Genomic DNA, 17,384 nt, shown 5'->3' with positions numbered 1-17,384 from the left:
GCAGTCTGGCGGCATCCGAGGGAGAGGCTGACCACCATGGCGCACGACCACGATCACGACCGTCACGATCACGACCTTCACGACCACACCCACCTCGACTGGGCCGCGATGGCCCCGAGGCTGGAGTCCCAGGCGGAGCTGTTCGCTTCCCTGTACGAGCGGGCCCTGGGCTGGCTGGCGCACGAGGTGACCGAGCCGGGCCTGATCGTCGACGCGGGCAGCGGGCCGGGCGTCGTGTCGTGTCTGTTCGCCGAGACGTTCCCGGGCGCGCGGATCGTCGCGGTGGACGGCTCCGAGCCGCTGCTGGAGCGGGCGCGGGCACGGGCCGAGCGGCTGGGCGTCGCCGACCGCTTCGGCACGATCGCGGGTGAACTCCCTGACGTGCTGGACGAGTTGGACTACCCGGCCGACCTGCTCTGGGCGAGCCGCAGCCTGCACCACCTCGGTGACCAGCGGGCCGCGCTCGCCGCGTTCGCGGAGCGGCTGGCGCCCGGCGGCACGCTGGCCCTCATGGAGGGCGGCCTGCCCGCACGGTATCTGCCGCGCGACATCGGTATCGGCCGGCCCGGGCTCCAGGCGCGGCTCGACGCGCTGGAGGCGGAGTGGTTCACGCGGATGCGGACGGAGCTGCCTGGCCATGTCGCGGAGACGGAGGACTGGCCGGCCCTGCTGGCGTCGGCGGGGCTGAAACCGGGCAGGACGCACACCTTCCTGCTGGACCTGCCCGCACCCGCCTCGGACCGGGCCCGTGAGTACGTCGTCGGGTCCCTGTCGCATCTGCGGGAGCGGATTCCGGAGGGCTTCGACGCGGATGATCTCGCCACCCTCGACCGGCTTCTCGATCCTGACGACGAGGCGAGTCTGTACCGGCGGTCGGATGTGTTCGTGCTGGAGGCGCACACGGTGCACACGGCGGTTCGGGCGGTCTGAGCAGGGGGAACCCACCGCCCCGAACAGCACGACTGCCCGCAGCCGAGTGACAGGCTGCGGGCAGTAGCAGGGCCGGGAGAGGGCTCAGGCTCCGTCGAACGTCGCCGGGTCCGGGCCCAGGCGGCGGTCCTCGTTGAGGGCGCTGATGGCCGCCAAATCCTCGGTGTCCAGCTCGAAGTCGAAGACCTCGATGTTCTCCTTGATCCGCGACGGCGTCACGGACTTCGGGATCACCACGTTGCCGAGCTGGAGGTGCCAGCGGAGCACGACCTGGGCCGGCGTGCGGTTGTGCTTCTGGGCGATGGCCACGATCGCCGGAACCTCCAGGAGGCCCTTGCCCTGGCCGAGCGGCGACCAGGCTTCCGTGGCGATGCCCTGCTCCGCGTGGTACTCACGGGCGGCGCTCTGCTGCAGGTGCGGGTGCAGCTCGATCTGGTTCACGGCCGGGATGACCGACGTCTCGCCGATCAGCCGCTCCAGGTGCTTGGGCAGGAAGTTGGAGACACCGATGGCCCGGATCCGGCCGTCGGCGTGCAGCTTCTCGAACGCCTTGTACGTGTCGACGTACGTACCCCGGGCCGGCAGCGGCCAGTGGATCAGGTACAGGTCGACGAAGTCCAGGCCGAGCTTCTCGAGCGACGTGTCGAAGGCGCGCAGCGTGGAGTCGTACCCCTGGTCGGCGTTCCAGAGCTTGGTGGTGACGAAGAGCTCCTCGCGGGGGAGACCGGCGGCGGCGATGGCCTTGCCGGTGCCCTCCTCGTTGCCGTAGATCGCCGCTGTGTCGATGCTGCGGTACCCGGCCTCGAGCGCCGTCGTGACGGCCGACTCGGCCTCGTCGTCCGGCACCTGCCAGACGCCGAACCCCAGCTGGGGCATCGTGATGCCGTTGTTCAGGGTGATCTGGGGGACCTTGCTCACGAGCTCTCGATCCTTAGGTTTGTGGTCAGGTGTACTCCCATCGTCAACGATCACGAGCCGTGATGCATTCCTGACGGGAGAATTCAGACGGGCGGCACACCATCCTTTAACAGGCAGTTCACGCCCGGTACAGCGCCTCGACCTCGTTCTCGTACGCCTTCTCGATCGCCTTGCGCTTCAGCTTCAGGGACGGGGTCAGCAGCCCGTGTTCCTCGGTGAACGGCTGGGCCAGGATGCGGAAGGTGCGGATCGACTCTGCCTGCGAGACCAGGGTGTTGGCCGCGACCACCGCGCGCCGCACCTCCGTCTCCAGGTCCGCGTCCCGCACCAGCTCCGACGCGGACAACTGCGGCTTGCCCCGCATCGCCAGCCAGTGCTCCACGGCCTCCTGGTCTAGGGTCACGAGTGCGGCGATGTACGGGCGGTCGTTGCCGACGACGATGCACTGGTTGACCAGCGGATGGTCCCGGACGCGTTCCTCCAGCACACCGGGCGAAACACTCTTGCCGCCCGATGTGACCAGGATCTCCTTCTTGCGGCCGGTGATGGTGAGGTAGCCGTCCTCGTCGAGCGAGCCCAGGTCACCGGTGGCCAGCCAGCCGTCGTGCAGGGTCTCGTCCGTGGCCTTGGGATTGTTGAGGTAGCCCTGGAAGACGTTCTGGCCGTGCAGCCAGATCTCGCCGTCGTCCGCGAGGTGCACGGTCATGCCCGGGATGGGCTGGCCGACCGTCCCGAACCGGGTGCGTCCGGGCGGGTTGGCGGTCGCGGCGGCCGTGGACTCGGTCAGCCCGTAGCCCTCGTAGATGTGTACGCCCGCCCCGGCCCAGAACAGACCGAGCCGTCGGTCCATCGCCGAGCCGCCTGACATGGCGTGCCGGATCCGGCCGCCCATCGCGGCGCGGATCTTGGAGTAGACGAGCTTGTCGAAGAGCTGGTGCTGCATGCGCAGCCCCGCCGAGGGGCCGGGGCCGATGCCCCAGGCCTTGGCCTCGACGGCGTCCGCGTACTTGATGGCGATGTCCACGGCCTTCTCGAACGGGCCGGAACGGCCCTCCTTCTCGGCCTTGCGGCGGGCCGCGTTGAACACCTTCTCGAAGATGTACGGCACGGCCAGGAAGAACGTCGGCTTGAACGCGGCCAGATCGGGCAGCAGGGCCGCCGCGTTCAGCTGGGGCTGATGGCCGAACTTCACCTTGCCGCGTATCCCCGCGACCTGGACCATGCGCCCGAAGACGTGTGCGAGCGGCAGGAACAGCAGGGTGGCGGCCTCGTCGCCCCGCCTGGAGTGGAACACCGGCTCCCAGCGCTCGATGACGGTGTCCGCCTCGTACGCGAAGTTGCCGTGCGTGATGACACAGCCCTTGGGGCGTCCGGTCGTGCCCGAGGTGTAGATGATCGTGGCGACCGAGTCCGGCGTGACGGCCTGCCGGTGGCGGTGCACCACCTCGTCGTCGAGGTGCGCGCCGGCGTCGTACAGCTCGTGCACGGCACCGGAGTCGAGCTGCCACAGGCGGCGCAGCTGCGGCAGCCGGTCGATGACGGTGGCGATCGTCATCGCGTGGTCCTCGTGCTCCATGACCGCTGCCGTCACCTCGGCGTCGTACAGCATCCAGAAGCACTGCTCGGCCGAGGACGTCGGGTAGACCGGCACGACCTGGGCGCCGATCGTCCACAGCGCGTAGTCGAAGAGCGTCCACTCGTAGCGCGTACGGGACATGATCGCGACCCGGTCGCCGAACCGGATGCCGCTCGCCAGCAGGCCCTTGGCCAGGGCGAGCACCTCGTCGCGGAACTCGGCGGCGGTGACATCACGCCAATGCCCCGCGTCGTCCTTGCGGCCCAGGGCGATGTACAGCGGGTCTTCCTGGGCATGCTGGAAGACCACGTCGGCCAGACCGCCCACCGGAGGTGCCAACGCCAACGGAGGGTTGGTGAACTCGCGCAAACCCCGCTCCCCGCTCCTCAGCGCTTTTGTTGAGTGACGCTCCGCACAGCGCCGTGAAAGCTACCCCACGGGGCCAGGGTGCGGGAGGGGGGTCGATGGTGAGTAGCGCTCTCATCGGCGCTGGTCAGCGAGGGAGAAAAGCGCTCACATGGGGAAGGGTCGGACAGAATCCTGACGGTTGAGTAAGTTTCGGTGCCGTAATCTCCACCGAATCTGTACGACTCCAGGTGTGGTTCGGTGCGTCCCGAGGACGCCCTCTTCTGTCAGCGCGGCGGCAGCGGATTCTGTCACTCCACTCGTCACAGTTCCTTGCGTGAGCTGCGGTGCAGCCGGTCCCCGCCCGCCAGGATCGCCGCCGCCAGGGCGTCCGCCGCGCCCTGCGCGGAGGGGCGGCGCCGACCGTGGACCACCACGAAGTCGACCTGGCCCAGTTCCGGCAGGCCCGCCCGGTCCGGAACCCGGACCAGACCCGGCGGGATGAGGCCGCGCGAGTGGGCCATCACGCCGAGGCCCGCCCGGGCCGCCGCGACGAGGCCGTTGAGGCTGCCGCTCGTGCACACCACACGCCACTCGCGGCCCTGCCGCTCCAGCGCCTCCAGGGCGAGCGCGCGGGTGATGCCCGGCGGCGGGTAGACGATCAGCGGCACCGGGCGGTCCGGGTCGAGCCGGAGGCGTTCCGCGCCGATCCACACCAGCCTGTCGTGCCGGACCAGCTCGCCGCGCGGGTCCTCGGGGCGCCGCTTGGCCAGGACGAGGTCCAGCTTCCCGGCCGCCAACTGCTCGTGCAGCGTGCCCGACAGTTCGACCGTGAGCTCCAGGTCGACCTCCGGGTGTTCGTGCCGGAAGCCCTCGAGGATCTCGGGCAGCCGGGTCAGCACGAAGTCCTCGGAGGCGCCGAAGCGCAGCCGGCCGCGCAGCCGGGTGCCCGTGAAGAACGCCGCCGCCTGCTCGTGCACCTCCAGGATCCGGCGCGCGAAACCGAGCATGGCCTCGCCGTCCTCCGTCAGCTCCACCGAGTGCGTGTCCCGGGTGAACAGCGTCCGCCCGGTGGCGTCCTCCAGTCGCCGCACGTGCTGGCTGACCGTCGACTGCCGCAGCCCGAGCCGCCGCGCGGCCTGCGTGAAGCTCAGCGTCTGCGCCACCGACAGGAAAGTGCGCAGATGGGAGGGGTCATACATGCCCTCAGGTTATCGCGGAACGCGATGGCAGTAAGAGCGGTATACGGGATTCCCGATCGCCGGGCCGAGGAGCAGGATGGGAGGGGGCCTCCCCGGCCCTAGTCGCGCCTGTACGTACCGAGCAAGTGGAGCACCGTGAAACGCCTGCGCCGGCCGCGCCGGATGCCGATCGACCCGTTCATCCTTCTCCTGCTGGCGACGGTGGGCGTCGCCGCGTTGTTCCCGGCCCGCGGGGCGGCCGCCGATGTGGCGTCCGGGGCCTCCACGGCGGCGATCGCCTTCCTGTTCTTCCTCTACGGCGCCCGGCTGTCCACCCGTGAGGCGCTGGACGGCCTGCGGCACTGGCGGCTCCATGTCACGGTGCTGGCCGCCACCTTCGTCGCCTTCCCGCTGCTCGGCCTGGCGGCCCGCGGGCTGGTGCCGGTGATCCTGACGGACCCGCTCTACCAGGGTCTGCTCTTCCTCACGCTCGTCCCGTCGACCGTCCAGTCGTCGATCGCCTTCACCTCGATCGCCCGGGGCAACGTGCCCGCCGCGATCTGCGCGGGCTCCTTCTCCTCCCTCATCGGCATCATCGCCACCCCGCTGCTCGCGGCCTCGCTGCTCGGCGGCAGCGGGGGCGGGTTCTCCGCCGACTCGCTGCTGAAGATCGTGCTGCAACTGCTCGTGCCGTTCCTCGCAGGCCAGCTGCTGCGCCGCTGGATCGGTAGCTTCGTCACCCGCCACAAGAAGGTCCTCGGGCTGGTGGACCGCGGCTCGATCCTGCTCGTCGTCTACACCGCGTTCAGCCAGGGCATGGTCCAGGGCATCTGGCACCAGGTCAGCCCCGTCCGGCTGGGCGGGCTGCTCGTCGTCGAGGCCGTGATCCTCGCCGTGATGCTGCTGCTGACCTGGTACGGCGGCAAGGCGCTCGGATTCAGCCGGGAGGACCGGATCACCCTCCAGTTCGCCGGTTCGAAGAAGTCCCTGGCCGCCGGACTGCCCATGGCGAGCGTCCTGTTCGGCGCGCACGCCTCGCTGGCCGTGCTGCCGCTCATGCTCTTCCACCAGATGCAGCTCATGGTGTGCGCGGTGATCGCCAAGCGCCGCTCGCACGACCCCCGGGCGGAGGTCACCTCGCCGGAGCCAGCCGCAGCGACACGAACCGCGGTCGGTACAGGGACACGTTCCGGCTGAGCTGGGCCGCCGCACCGGTCGTCTCCAGCCAGTTGACGTCGTAGCTCAGGACGAGACGTCCGTCGCCGCTCAGCACCGGATGGATCTGTGGGTTGTAGGCGGCCACCTGGCCCTGCGGCAGCGACGGACTGAACTCCTTCGCCGGCCCGTGCCACGGGCCGGCCGGGGAGCACGCCCAGTACGAGGCCACGGTGGTCAGCCCCTTCGTGCCCGTGGCCATCGTGAACAGCACGTACGTGCCGCCGTCCCGGACGACCGAGAACGCGCTGCCCACGCCCCTGCGCTGCCCGTCCCCGAGCACCGGCCGGGGGCGGGCGGCGGCCGCCCACGCCGAGCCGTTCCAGTACCGCCAGGCCGCCGGGTCCCCGAGCCTGCCCTCCCGTACGCGCGCCACGTACGCGTGCGAGGCCGGGCGGGAGGCGGCCTGGCCGTCGTCGCCGCCGAAGACGTACGTCCAGCCGTCCTCCTCGACCAGCGTCGTGCCGAACAGCACCCGCCGGGACGGGTCGGGGACCAGCTGCTGGTCCAGCACCTTGACGATCGACTCCAGTCGCAGACCGGGCAGCGACAGGGTGGCGACCTCGGTGGCGGTGGGCACGCCGAAGATCCACGGGGCCTGGCCTGCCGTGCGCACCCACAGCAGCACCCGGACCACCTGCTCGGAGGAGCCGGGGGAGCGGGGTTCCACACGGGCGGCGACCGGCCAGCGCCACTGGTTCGGCGCCGGGTCGGCGAAGAGCGGAGCGGGGAGCGTGGTCTCCAGCCGGCCCTCGCGCATCAGCACGGCCGAGTTGCGCACCAGCGGCTCGGCCGTGTCCCGCCAGGCGTAGGACTCACCGGCCGGGTTGGGCGGGCCGTACACCCGGCCCAGGAACGTGTCCGAGAACAGCCACAGCACCCGGCCGTCCGGCAGCCGCAGCGAGTGGGTGCCGTCGCCGCCGGTCCAGTCGTCGGTGCGGCTCGCGTCGTCGCCGTAGCGGGCGAACTCGGCGGTGAGTGCGTCCTCCGCCTGCCAGGAGTCCACCGTCCGTGCCCGGCAGGCGCCGTCGTCGTCCGGACTCTCGTCCTCCGGCAGGGCGATGAGCAGCGCGGCACCGAGAACCAGGACCAGCAGCAGGCCGATCCCGGTTCCGGTGCGCTGTCGTGCTCGTGCTGCTTCTGAGTCGTCGGGCACGCTCCGTGACGTTAGTTGCTGCCGCTCACCTGGTCCATGGGCAGCCACAGGACGGTGCCCTTGGCGGCCGCCCCCGAGGCACCGGACGCCAACTCCTCATCGGACAGAGCCCGGTTCCAGACGCGGACGTCGTCGATGGCCCCGCTGAGGAACGCCCTGCTGTCCATACGCTGGCCGACGTGCACGCCGAACGGGGAGTTACGGCTGACCGAGCCCGGCACGTCCGTGGTGGTGAGCGGCTTGCCGTCGAGGAAGAGTGTCAGTTTCCCGCCGCCCCGGCGTAGCGCCATGTGGTGCCAGCGGCCGTCGTTGTGGGCGCCGGCCGTCCACACCGAGGCCGACCTGACGGTCGTCGCGCCCGACCGGGTGGTGATCAGCCCTCGGACCCGGTCGCTCGCCGGCTCCCCGCGCAGCCAGATCTGCGGCTGGGTGCTGCCGATGCCGCCCATCCACAGGAAGGGCTGTTCGCCGGTCGTGGCCGTGTAGCGGAAGAACAGCGAGGCCGTGAAGTCCCCTTCGCCGAGCGGGAGCCGGGACCGGTACGGCAGCCGTACGGCGTCGTCGGTACCGTCGAAGGACAGCGCACCGCCGCGGACGCCGGTGGTCCGGCCCGCACCGCCGAGCACGGCCGCTGGCGTCCCGGCCGAGGCGGCGTCGCGGGTGGTCGGGTCGGGGCCCCGGCGCGGTGTCAGCCAGTCCTCGGTGAAGCGGGCGAAGCGGATCTCGTCGCGGGCGTCGACCGCGCCGCCCTCGTACAGCAGGCCCACCGTCGTGCCGTCGACCGCCGCCATGTCGGAGTAGCCGGACCAGTCGGTGGTGACGACCGTGCCCCGGTCCACGGTGTCCCAGGTGCGCCCGCCGTCGTAGGAGGAGCGGACCATCATCGTCCGGCGGCGGTCGGGGTCGGCCGGGGCGGACAGCAGCAGCCGGTCGCCCAGGCGTACCGTCGCGCCCTGGACCTGCGGGGTGTACAGGTCCGGGAGGTCGCGGAAGGGAGTGGCGAAGCTGTCGCCGCCGTCCCGGCTGAGGGTCTGGGTGCGGTGGCCCAGATCGGTGCCGTCCTGTTCCCGCCCGCTGATGAGGACGACACCGTCGGCGCGTTCAGTGAGTGTCACCTCGGACGGCTTCTGCCGGAACGTGCCGTCCTGGGCTATGGGCCAGGAGTCCGTGGCGCCGACCCGCCACCGGTCGCCGCCGTCGTCGCTGACGATGAGCGCGGCGTGGTTCGCGGTGACCCGGCTGCCGTCCCACGTCTCGGTGTTGACGCCGAACACGAGCCGTCCGGCGTGCTTGCCGCGGGTGAGCTGGATGCCGTGCACGGGCCCGGTGGCGTACCAGGAGTTCCAGTGCGCGGGCAGGATCTGGCCGCTCAGGTCGCGCGGCTTCGACCAGGTCCGGCCGTCGTCGTCGCTGTGCTGCAGATGCGGGGTGCGGTCGCAGGGGACGGTGCAGTTCCCGGCGTCCGTACGGCCGGTGTTGAACGTCTCGGCCAGCAGGATCCGGCCGGTCCTGCGGTCCACGACGGGCGCCGGGTTGCCGTGTGTGTCGCCGGCGCCCTCGGTGACGACCTGGAGCGGTCCCCAGGTGCGGCCGCCGTCGGTGGAGCGCTTGAGGACGATGTCGATGTCGGCCGCGTCACCGCAGTTGAGGACGCGCCCCTCGGCGAAGGCGAGCAGCGTGCCGGTCGTGGTCCGTACGATCGCCGGGATGCGGAAGCAGGCGTAGCCGGGGTCCTGGGAGGCCTTGAAGAGGACCTGCTGTTCGAACTCCGGTAAGGCCGTGGCCGGTCGGGCCTGGGCCGGGAGGGCCGGCGCGAGCAGCGCGGCGGCGGCGAGAACGGCTGTCAGGGTGGATCTCAGACGTGCGCGAAGACTTGACGGCATGGTGCGACCTGCCCTTCATGCGTCTGTCGGCTGGACCACCGAGGCATGGGAACGGACATCCGGGCGGCAGATGCGGACAACCGGACATCCCACGTCCCATGTGTGGAGCCACAGACGGTACTTGGACTCACAGACCCCCCACAAGAAGCGTGCGTCAGGGGATCAGGACGACCTTTCCGCGGTTGGCCCGCGCCTCGATCTCCCCGTGTGCCTTCGCGGCGTCCGCCAGGGCGAACTCCCCGTGGACGACGGGCTCGATCTCTCCCGCCGCGAACAGCCGCCACAGCTCTTCGCGCCACCGCTCGTACAACTCCGGTTCCCCGCGGGCGATACGGGCCGTCTGGAACCCGATCACCGACTTGGCGCCCACGAGCAGGTCGTACGCCCGGACGGTGCCGCCGCCCGAGCCGTACGCCACCAGTCGTCCTCCCGGGGCGAGTGCGCCGAGTGCCGGGGTGAGCAACTCGCCTCCGACCGCGTCCAGGGCGTAGTCGACCGGGGAGCCCCAGCTGTCCTCGCCGTAGGTGACGACATGGTCGGCGCCCAGGCGGCGGACGAAGTCGGTCTTCGCCGGGTCGGAAACGGCCCCCACGACCCGTCCGGCGCCCCGCGTCCTGGCCAGCTGAACGGCCAGATGGCCGACGCCGCTCGCCGCCGCCGTGACCAGGGCCGTCTCGCCGGGCTCGGGCCGGGCCGCCGCCAGGGCGCCGAGGGCGACAAGGCCGCTGCGGACCAGGGCGACCGCGTCGGCCGCGCGGACACCGGCCGGGACCGGGGAGGCCATGGCCTCGTGCAGGAGGGCGAAGTCGGCGTAGCCGTGGCCGACGCAGAGCCCCGTCACGCGGTCGCCGGTGTCGAAGCGGGTGACACCCTCGCCGACGGCCGTGACCTCTCCGGCGATCTCGCCGCCGAGCGGGCCGGGCTCGGCCGCCTCGGTGACCTTGCGTACGACCGGGAGCGTGACGCCGATCGCCTCCGCGCGTACGAGCAGTTCTCCGGGGCCGGGCTCGGGGACCGGAGTCTCCTCCACGAACAGGGGGCCGCCTCGGGATTCGTAGCGGACGCGGCGCATCGCACCTCCGGTGATCGTTGGACCTCCCAACGAATTCATTGGGGAGCCCAACGGTATAGGACGATCATAGGAAGAACCAACGATTTCTTGGTTAGGCTGCGGCCATGTCGGAAGTCCCTCTCCCCGCGATCCGCTCCCTGCCCAGCTGGCTGCTCGGCCGCGCCGCCGCCCGCGGCCGGACCCTGGTGGCCGAGGCGCTGGCCGAGGAGGACATGAGGATGTGGCACCACGTGGTGCTGTCCGCCGTCCGTGATCTCGGCCCCGTCGCCCAGGCCGACCTCGGCCGCGGAATCGGGCTGGACCCCAAGGACCTGGTCGGCATCCTGGACGACCTCCAGTCGGCGGACCTGGTGGTGCGCGAGCCAGATCCGAAGGACCGCCGCAAGAACGCGGTGTCCCTCACCGCGCGGGGAGCCCGGCTGCTCAAGCGCTGCGAGAAGGCCGCCCGGGCCGCCAACGACGAGCTGCTCGCCCCCCTGTCGGCGGCCGAACGCGAGCGGTTCACCGACATGCTCCGGCGGATATCCGGCACGGCCGGCTGAAGCCGGGGGACAGGTTCGAGACGGGGCCCCTGCGGCGCAGGGGGCGCTCCCCGCCGGTCGGGGCCCCGCCGCCGTGTCGCGGGAGGAACCTGCTCAGCCCTGGGCGGCCGCGGCCCGCAGGGCGATGCGGTCCTCACCCGCGTACACGTTCATGGAGCCGCCCCGCAGGAAGCCCACCAGCGTCAGACCTGTCTCGGCAGCGAGGTCCACCGCGAGCGAGGACGGCGCCGACACCGCCGCCAGGACCGGCAGGCCGGCCATCACGGCCTTCTGCGCCAGCTCGAAGGAGGCCCGGCCCGAGACCAGCAGGATCGTCCGCGACAGCGGCAGGTCCCCGTTCTGCAGGGCGCGGCCGACCAGCTTGTCGACCGCGTTGTGCCGGCCCACGTCCTCGCGGACGTCCAGCAGCTCCCCGTCCTCCGTGAACAGGGCGGCCGCGTGCAGGCCCCCGGTCCGGTCGAAGACCCGCTGGGCCGCGCGCAGCCGGTCGGGCAGGCTCGCCAGCAGCTCCGGGGTGACCCGGACCGGGGGAGTGTCGGCGATGGGCCACCGCGCCGTGGTGCGCACCGCGTCCAGCGACGCCTTGCCGCACAGGCCGCAGGAGGAGGTGGTGTAGACGTTCCGCTCCAGCGTGATGTCGGGGATCACCACGCCAGGGGCCGTCTTCACGTCGACGATGTTGTACGTGTTCGAGCCGTCGACCATCGCCCCGGCGCAGTAGACGATGTTCTGGAGGTCGTCCTGCCCGCCCAGCACCCCCTCGCTCACCAGGAAGCCCGCCGCCAGTGCGAAGTCGTCGCCCGGGGTGCGCATGGTGATCGCCAGGGGCTTGCCGTTGAGCCTGATCTCCAGGGGTTCCTCCGCGACGAGGGTGTCCGGGCGGCTGGAGACCACCCCGTCCCGGATGCGGAGTACCTTGCGTCGTTCCGTGACCCGTCCCATGTCCTGATCAGCCCCGGTTCTGTACGTGCTGGTAGCCGAAGCGGCCCTTGATGCAGAGATTGCCGTGGGTCACCGGGTTGTCGTGCGGCGAGGTGACCTTCACGATCTCATTGTCCTGCACATGGAGCGTCAGGTTGCAGCCCACTCCGCAGTACGCGCACACCGTGGTCGTCTCCGTCTGGCGCGACTCCTCCCACGTACCCGCCGCGCGCATGTCGAACTCGGACTTGAAGGACAGCGCGCCCGTGGGGCACACCTCGATGCAGTTCCCGCAGTACACGCACGCCGAGTCGGTCAGCGGCGCATCGTGCTCCACGGCGATCCGGGCGTCGAAACCGCGCCCGGCGACCGAGATCGCGAAGCTGTTCTGCCACTGGTCGCCGCAGGCGTCCACGCACTTGTAGCAGAGGATGCATTTGTCGTAGTCGCGTACATACAGGTCGTTGTCGACCTTCGGTTCCTCGTTGAGCCGGGCCGCGTCCGGGCCGAAGCGGTCCGGCTTCGCCTCGTACTCCTTGAGCCACCCGGCGACCTTCGGTGTCGTCGACAGGTCCACGGAGGACGCGAGCAGTTCGAGGACGATCTTGCGGCTGTGCCGGGCCCGTTCCGTGTCGGTGCGCACCTCCATGCCGGGCTCGGCCTCGCGGGAGCAGGCCGGGACGAGGGTCCTGGCGCCCTCGACCTCGACGACGCAGACGCGGCAGGCGTTCTTGGGCCGGAGCGTGTCGCCCTCGCACAGGGTCGGGACGTCCTTACCGGCGGCCCGGCAGGCGTCGAGGATCGTCGAGCCCTCGGGCGCCCGCACCGGCTCCCCGTTGAGCGTGAACTCCAGCAGCCGGCGCGGGATACCCAGCGGTGTGACGGTCATTCGTACGCCCCCAGACGGTCGATGGCGGATTCCACGGCGTTCCACGCGGTCTGCCCGAGACCGCAGATCGAGGCGTCCCGCATCGCGCGGCCCACCTCCCGCAGCAGGGCGATGTCCCCGGCGGCGTCGGCGCCGGTGCGCTCCACGATCCGGTGCAGCGCCTCCTCCTGCCGCACGGTCCCGACCCGGCACGGCACGCACTGCCCGCACGACTCGTCCCGGAAGAACTCGGCGATGCGCAGCAGGAGCCGGGGCAGGGGCACACTGTCGTCGAAGGCCATCACGACCCCCGAGCCGAGCGTCGTGCCCGCCTCCCGCGTCCCCTCGAAGGTGAGCGGGACGCCAAGCTCGTCGGCCCGCACGAAACCGCCCGCCGCCCCGCCGAGCAGCACCGCCCGCAGCCCCTCCCGCACCCCGGCGAGCGTGAGCAGATCGCCCAGCGTCGCGCCGAACGGCAGCTCATAGACACCGGGCCGCTCCACACTCCCCGACACGCAGAACAGCTTCGGCCCGGTGGACCTGTCCGTGCCGATCGCCGCGTAGGCCGGGGCGCCCATGGTGAGAATCGGCAGGACGTTGACCAGCGTCTCGACGTTGTTCTCCACCGTCGGCTTGCCGAACAGGCCCTTCTCCACCGGGAACGGCGGCTTCGAGCGTGGCTCGCCCCGGTAGCCCTCGATGGAGTTGAACAGGGCCGTCTCCTCACCGCAGATGTAGGCGCCCGCGCCGCGCCGGATCTCGAGGTCGAAGGCGTAGCCCTGGCCGAGGATGTCGTCACCGAGCAGTCCACGCGCGCGTGCCTGCGCGATCGCGTGCTCCAGCCGGTGCAGGGCGCGCGGGTACTCGCCGCGCAGATAGAGGTAGCCCTGGTGGGCGCCGGTCGCGTACGCGGCGATCGTCATCGCCTCGACCAGCGCGTACGGATCGCCCTCCATGAGCACGCGGTCCTTGAAGGTGCCCGGCTCGGACTCGTCGGCGTTGCAGACGAGGTAGTGCGGATGGTCGGGCTGGGACGCCGTGGCCTGCCACTTGCGGCCGGTCGGGAAGGCGGCACCTCCGCGCCCGGCCAGGCCCGAGTCGGTGACCTCGCGGATGACCCCGGCGGGACCCAGCTCGAAGGCCCGGCGCAGGGCGGTGTAGCCGCCGTGTGCGCGGTAGTCGTCGAGGGACGCCGGGTCGACCACGCCGATGCGGTGGAGCAGCATCAGGCCGTCCTGCCCGGCCTGGGGCACCGCCAGAGCGGCGGGCGGCTCCTCCGGCGCCGAGTCGGGGGCGCTCGCGGCGAGGACGGCCTTGTCGATGGTCGCCGGCGCCGACACCGCCGTACGCACGGGATCCCCGGCCCTGATCGCGAGCGCCGCCGGGGCCCGTTCGCACAGGCCCAGACACGGGCTGCGCTCCACGGCGACACCGCTGCCGAGACCGAGCCGGGCCTCGATCCCGGCGCACAGCTCCGGCGCCCCGGCCGCCGCGCACGCCAGGTCCGTGCACACCTGGAGCACGGTCGCCGGACGAGGCTTGACCGAGAACATCGCGTAGAAGGTGGCGACCCCGTACGCCTCCGCCGGCGGCACCGTCAGCCGCCGGCACAGGTAGTCGAGGGCGCCGTCGCTGATCCAGCCGATCCGGTCGTTGATCGCGTGCAGCCCCGGCAACAGCAGGTCGCGGCGGTCCCGGGCCTCGCGCCCGCCCCGGGCCCACCTCAGATCGGCAGCCCTCATCTCATCGCGGTCGGCGCCCTCCCAGGAGGACTCCGGAGGGCCGAGCAGGGCGTCGACGGCCGCCCGCTCCTCGTCCGTCGGCTTGCTGTCACCGAAGTGCAGGTCCACTTACGTCACCCCACGATGGTCGCGATGGGCAGCTTCTCGATCCGGATCGCCGACGCCTTGAACTCCGCCGTCCCCGCGATCGGGCAGTTCGCCTCGATCGTCAGCGCGTTGGTGTCCACCTCGTCCGGGAAGTGCATGGTCATGAAGGCGAGGCCGGGCCGCAGCGCGGTGTCCACCCACACGGGCGCGGTCACCGACCCGCGCCGCGAGGTGACCTGCACCTGCTCACCGACCACGACCCCGTAGCGCTCGGCGTCCTCCGGGCACAGCTCGATGAACTCACCGCGCCGCAGCGGCGAGGCGTAACCGCCGCTCTGCACACCCGTGTTGTACGAGTCCAGCCGCCGCCCGGTGGTGAGCCGGATCGGGTACCGCTCGTCGGTGAGGTCCACGGGCGGGTCGTGCTGCACGATCCCGAAGGGTGCGAGCCGGCCACGTGCCGAGGGGTCGGGCTCCCACAAGCGGCCGTGCAGATAGGTCGGTTCGAGCCGGTCCGTGCTGGGGCACGGCCACTGGATGCCCTGGTGCTCCTCCAGACGCTCGTACGTCATGCCGTAGTGGTCGGGCGAGATGGACCTCAGCTCGTTCCACACGGTCTCGGCGTCGGCGTACTTCCAGTCGTGACCGAGGCGGGCCGCGAGGTCGCAGAGGATGTCGATGTCCTCGCGCGCCTCGCCGGGCGGGGTGACGGCCTTGCGGACGCGCTGCACCCGCCGCTCGCTGTTGGTGGTCGTGCCCTCGGTCTCCGCCCAGCCGGCGGTGGCCGGCAGGACGATGTCCGCGAGCTCGGCCGTCTTCGTGAGGAAGATGTCCTGGACGACGAGGAAGTCGAGGGCGCTGAGCCGCCGTACGGCCTGCTCGCTGTCGGCCTCCGACTGGGCCGGGTTCTCGCCGATGCAGTAGACGGCCTTGAGACTGCCGTCCTCCATCGCCTCGAACATCTCCGTGAGGTTCAGGCCGTAGTGCGGCTGGATGACGGTGTCCCAGGCCGACTCGAACTTCATCCGGGTGTCCGGGTCGAGGATGTCCTGGAAGCCCGGCAGCCGGTTGGGGATCGCGCCCATGTCGCCGCCGCCCTGCACGTTGTTCTGCCCGCGCAGGGGCTGCAGGCCCGAGCCGTAGCGTCCGACGTGGCCGGTGAGCAGGGACAGGTTGATCAGCGCGCGGACGTTGTCGGTGCCGTTGTGGTGCTCGGTGATGCCGAGGGTCCAGCACAGCTGGGCGCGTTCGGCACGGGCGTAGGCGTGCGCCAGCTCGCGGATGGCGGCGGCCGGTACGCCCGTCACCTTCTCGGCGAGCGACAGCGTCCACGGCTCGACCAGTGCCTTGTACTCCTCGAAACCGGTGGTCGCCCGCTCGATGAACGCCTCGTTGGCGAGGCCCGCGTGGATGATCTCGCGGCCGATCGCGTGCGCCATCGGGATGTCGGTACCGACGTTGAGCCCCAGCCAGCTCTCCGCCCACTCGGCGGTCGAGGTCCGGCGCGGATCGACCGCGTACATCCGCGCGCCGTTCCTGATCCCCTTCAGCACGTGCTGGAAGAAGATCGGGTGCGCGAAACGGGCGTTGGAGCCCCACATCACGACGAGGTCCGTGTGCTCGATCTCCTCGTACGACGACGTCCCACCGCCCGAGCCGAACGCCGCCGACAGGCCGGCCACGCTCGGGGCGTGACAGGTGCGGTTGCAGGAGTCGACGTTGTTGGTGCCCATGACGACCCGGGCGAACTTCTGGGCGACGTAGTTCATCTCGTTGGTGGCGCGGGCGCAGCTGAACATCCCGAAGGCGCCGCGCGCCGCCTCGATGCCCCGGGCCGCGCGGTCCAGGGCCTCCTCCCAGCTCGCCTGCCGGAACGGCTGGTCGCGGGAATCACGTACGAGCGGGTGCGTCAGCCGGGTGTAGGTCTTCGGGCTTCGATCGCGTTTCCTCATGCGGCGCTCCTCAGCGCGAGCAGGTCCGAGATGGCGTGCACGGTGCGCAGGGTGGGCACCTCCACCCCGGTGATCTCCGCCAACTCGACGACCGCCGCGAGGAGCACGTCGAGTTCGAGCGGCTTGCCGCGCTCCAGGTCCTGGAGCGTGGAGGTGCGGTGGTCGCCGACCCGCTCGGCGCCCGCGAGCCGGCGCTCGATGGAGACGCCGACCTCGCAGCCGAGGGACTCGGCGACCGCGAGCGTCTCGGTCATCATGATCTCGATGACCCGGCGGGTGCCGCCGTGCAGGCACATCTGCCGCATGGTCGCGCGGGCCAGCGCGCTGATCGGGTTGAAGGAGATGTTGCCGAGCAGCTTGAGCCAGATGTCGTCCCGCAGGCCGGGTTCCACCGGGCACTTGAGTCCGCCCGCCTGCATCGCCTCGCTGAAGGTGAGACAGCGTGCCGAGAGACTGCGGTCGGGCTCGCCGATCGAGAACCGCGTGCCCTCCAAGTGGCGTACGACGCCCGGCCCTTCGAGCTCGGTCGCCGCGTAGACGACACATCCGACGGCCCGTTCGGGCGCGAGCACCGCACTGACCGCGCCGTCCGGGTCCACGCTCTCGACGCGGTGGCCGTCGTAGGGGCCGCCGTGCCGGTGGAAGTACCACCAGGGGATGCCGTTCTGGGCGGCGACGACCGCCGTCGTCCCGTGCAGCAACGGCGCGATCAGCGGCCCGCACGCCGCGTACGCGTTGGCCTTCAGGCCCAGGAAGACGTAGTCGACCGGGCCGACCTCGGCCGGGTCGTCGGTCGCGTGGGGGTGCGCGGTGAAGTCGCCGCGCGGGCTGCGCACCCGGACTCCGTGCTGCCTCATGGCCGCCAGATGCGGTCCACGGGCGATGAGATGCACATCGGCACCCGCGCGGTGGAGCGCGGCGCCGACGTAGGCGCCGATGGCACCGGCGCCGAGAACTGCGACTTTCACGGGAACACTCCGTTCGGTTTGAGGGATA

General features: G+C 71.3%; 14 protein-coding genes. 3 read left to right on the top strand and 11 right to left on the bottom strand.

Features of this window, described 5'->3' with window-relative positions; genetic code table 11:
• Positions 1-36: 36 nt before the first annotated feature.
• Positions 37-930 (top strand): class I SAM-dependent methyltransferase, encoded by an 894-nt coding sequence (locus OG542_RS06635; protein ID WP_328409058.1) that lies wholly within the window; start codon positions 37-39, stop codon positions 928-930.
• An 84-nt stretch (positions 931-1,014) separates the two neighbouring features.
• Here the strand turns inward: OG542_RS06635 and OG542_RS06630 are convergent, their stop codons facing one another.
• From OG542_RS06630 to OG542_RS06620, 3 genes are all read right to left on the bottom strand, one after another.
• Positions 1,015-1,806 carry an aldo/keto reductase gene (locus tag OG542_RS06630; protein ID WP_328417797.1) on the bottom strand — a complete coding sequence of 264 codons (792 nt, stop codon included), beginning with the start codon at positions 1,804-1,806 and terminating at the stop codon, positions 1,015-1,017.
• 160 nt (positions 1,807-1,966) lie between these two features.
• Positions 1,967-3,793, bottom strand: coding sequence for an AMP-dependent synthetase/ligase (locus OG542_RS06625; protein ID WP_328409056.1), 1,827 nt, complete (start codon positions 3,791-3,793; stop codon positions 1,967-1,969).
• A gap of 299 nt (positions 3,794-4,092) precedes the next feature.
• The gene (locus tag OG542_RS06620; RefSeq protein WP_328409054.1) at positions 4,093-4,971 is read right to left on the bottom strand and encodes a LysR substrate-binding domain-containing protein; all 879 of its coding nucleotides are present in this window, start codon (positions 4,969-4,971) and stop codon (positions 4,093-4,095) included.
• 162 nt (positions 4,972-5,133) lie between these two features.
• Here OG542_RS06620 and OG542_RS06615 point away from each other — a divergent pair, with 162 nt between their 5' ends.
• Positions 5,134-6,147, top strand: a complete 1,014-nt coding sequence (locus OG542_RS06615; protein ID WP_328417795.1) for a bile acid:sodium symporter family protein — start codon at positions 5,134-5,136, stop codon at positions 6,145-6,147.
• Here OG542_RS06615 and OG542_RS06610 read toward each other — a convergent pair.
• The 3 genes from OG542_RS06610 to OG542_RS06600 all read right to left on the bottom strand — a co-directional run bounded on the left by OG542_RS06610 (position 6,083) and on the right by OG542_RS06600 (position 10,276).
• A complete protein-coding gene (locus tag OG542_RS06610; protein ID WP_328409052.1) occupies positions 6,083-7,321 on the bottom strand; it encodes a DUF4185 domain-containing protein in 1,239 nt (412 codons plus the stop codon). The two genes, OG542_RS06615 and OG542_RS06610, sit on opposite strands and share 65 nt — an antisense overlap.
• Positions 7,322-7,332: 11 nt before the next feature.
• Entirely contained in the window at positions 7,333-9,204 is a 1,872-nt protein-coding gene (locus OG542_RS06605; protein WP_328409050.1) for a sialidase family protein, read from the bottom strand.
• A 154-nt stretch (positions 9,205-9,358) separates the two neighbouring features.
• A complete protein-coding gene (locus tag OG542_RS06600; RefSeq protein WP_328409048.1) occupies positions 9,359-10,276 on the bottom strand; it encodes a quinone oxidoreductase family protein in 918 nt (305 codons plus the stop codon).
• Between the two features lie 104 nt (positions 10,277-10,380).
• On the opposite strand from OG542_RS06600, the gene OG542_RS06595 reads away from it, so the two are divergent.
• Positions 10,381-10,818, top strand: coding sequence for a MarR family winged helix-turn-helix transcriptional regulator (locus tag OG542_RS06595; RefSeq protein WP_328409046.1), 438 nt, complete (start codon positions 10,381-10,383; stop codon positions 10,816-10,818).
• A 93-nt stretch (positions 10,819-10,911) separates the two neighbouring features.
• On the opposite strand, the gene fdhD is transcribed toward OG542_RS06595, so the two are convergent.
• From fdhD to OG542_RS06570, 5 genes are read right to left on the bottom strand one after another with little or no spacing between them, the layout of a single operon-like run.
• On the bottom strand, positions 10,912-11,760 hold the full coding sequence (gene fdhD / locus OG542_RS06590) for a formate dehydrogenase accessory sulfurtransferase FdhD (protein ID WP_311128668.1): 849 nt from the start codon (positions 11,758-11,760) through the stop codon (positions 10,912-10,914).
• Between the two features lie 7 nt (positions 11,761-11,767).
• Positions 11,768-12,628 (bottom strand): 2Fe-2S iron-sulfur cluster-binding protein, encoded by an 861-nt coding sequence (locus OG542_RS06585; protein ID WP_328409044.1) that lies wholly within the window; start codon positions 12,626-12,628, stop codon positions 11,768-11,770.
• Positions 12,625-14,457: an NAD(P)H-dependent oxidoreductase subunit E gene (locus OG542_RS06580; RefSeq protein WP_328409042.1), complete on the bottom strand. Its 1,833-nt coding sequence runs from the start codon at positions 14,455-14,457 to the stop codon at positions 12,625-12,627. Before OG542_RS06580 ends, OG542_RS06585 begins: the two co-directional genes overlap by 4 nt.
• Positions 14,458-14,462: 5 nt before the next feature.
• The gene (locus tag OG542_RS06575) at positions 14,463-16,388 is read right to left on the bottom strand and encodes a molybdopterin oxidoreductase family protein (RefSeq protein WP_328409039.1); all 1,926 of its coding nucleotides are present in this window, start codon (positions 16,386-16,388) and stop codon (positions 14,463-14,465) included.
• On the bottom strand, positions 16,385-17,356 hold the full coding sequence (locus OG542_RS06570; protein ID WP_328409037.1) for a 2-dehydropantoate 2-reductase: 972 nt from the start codon (positions 17,354-17,356) through the stop codon (positions 16,385-16,387). Before OG542_RS06570 ends, OG542_RS06575 begins: the two co-directional genes overlap by 4 nt.
• Positions 17,357-17,384: the final 28 nt, after the last annotated feature.

This window comes from Streptomyces violaceus (assembly GCF_036014075.1).
GTDB classification, from domain to species: Bacteria; Actinomycetota; Actinomycetes; order Streptomycetales; family Streptomycetaceae; genus Streptomyces; species Streptomyces violaceus.
The sequence above is the reverse complement of the archived record's forward strand: the minus strand, read 5'-3'. Positions and strand labels throughout refer to the sequence as shown.

What these genes read in the sequence shown, in the direction of transcription:
- OG542_RS06605 (WP_328409050.1), bottom strand. Translation starts at nt 9,204, where the DNA reads ATGCCGTCAAGTCTTCGCGCACGTCTGAGATCCACCCTGACAGCCGTT.
- OG542_RS06585 (WP_328409044.1), bottom strand. Translation starts at nt 12,628, where the DNA reads ATGACCGTCACACCGCTGGGTATCCCGCGCCGGCTGCTGGAGTTCACG.
- fdhD (WP_311128668.1), bottom strand. Translation starts at nt 11,760, where the DNA reads ATGGGACGGGTCACGGAACGACGCAAGGTACTCCGCATCCGGGACGGG.
- OG542_RS06615 (WP_328417795.1), top strand. Translation starts at nt 5,134, where the DNA reads ATGCCGATCGACCCGTTCATCCTTCTCCTGCTGGCGACGGTGGGCGTC.
- OG542_RS06600 (WP_328409048.1), bottom strand. Translation starts at nt 10,276, where the DNA reads ATGCGCCGCGTCCGCTACGAATCCCGAGGCGGCCCCCTGTTCGTGGAG.
- OG542_RS06635 (WP_328409058.1), top strand. Translation starts at nt 37, where the DNA reads ATGGCGCACGACCACGATCACGACCGTCACGATCACGACCTTCACGAC.
- OG542_RS06575 (WP_328409039.1), bottom strand. Translation starts at nt 16,388, where the DNA reads ATGAGGAAACGCGATCGAAGCCCGAAGACCTACACCCGGCTGACGCAC.
- OG542_RS06630 (WP_328417797.1), bottom strand. Translation starts at nt 1,806, where the DNA reads ATGCCCCAGCTGGGGTTCGGCGTCTGGCAGGTGCCGGACGACGAGGCC.
- OG542_RS06595 (WP_328409046.1), top strand. Translation starts at nt 10,381, where the DNA reads ATGTCGGAAGTCCCTCTCCCCGCGATCCGCTCCCTGCCCAGCTGGCTG.
- OG542_RS06620 (WP_328409054.1), bottom strand. Translation starts at nt 4,971, where the DNA reads ATGTATGACCCCTCCCATCTGCGCACTTTCCTGTCGGTGGCGCAGACG.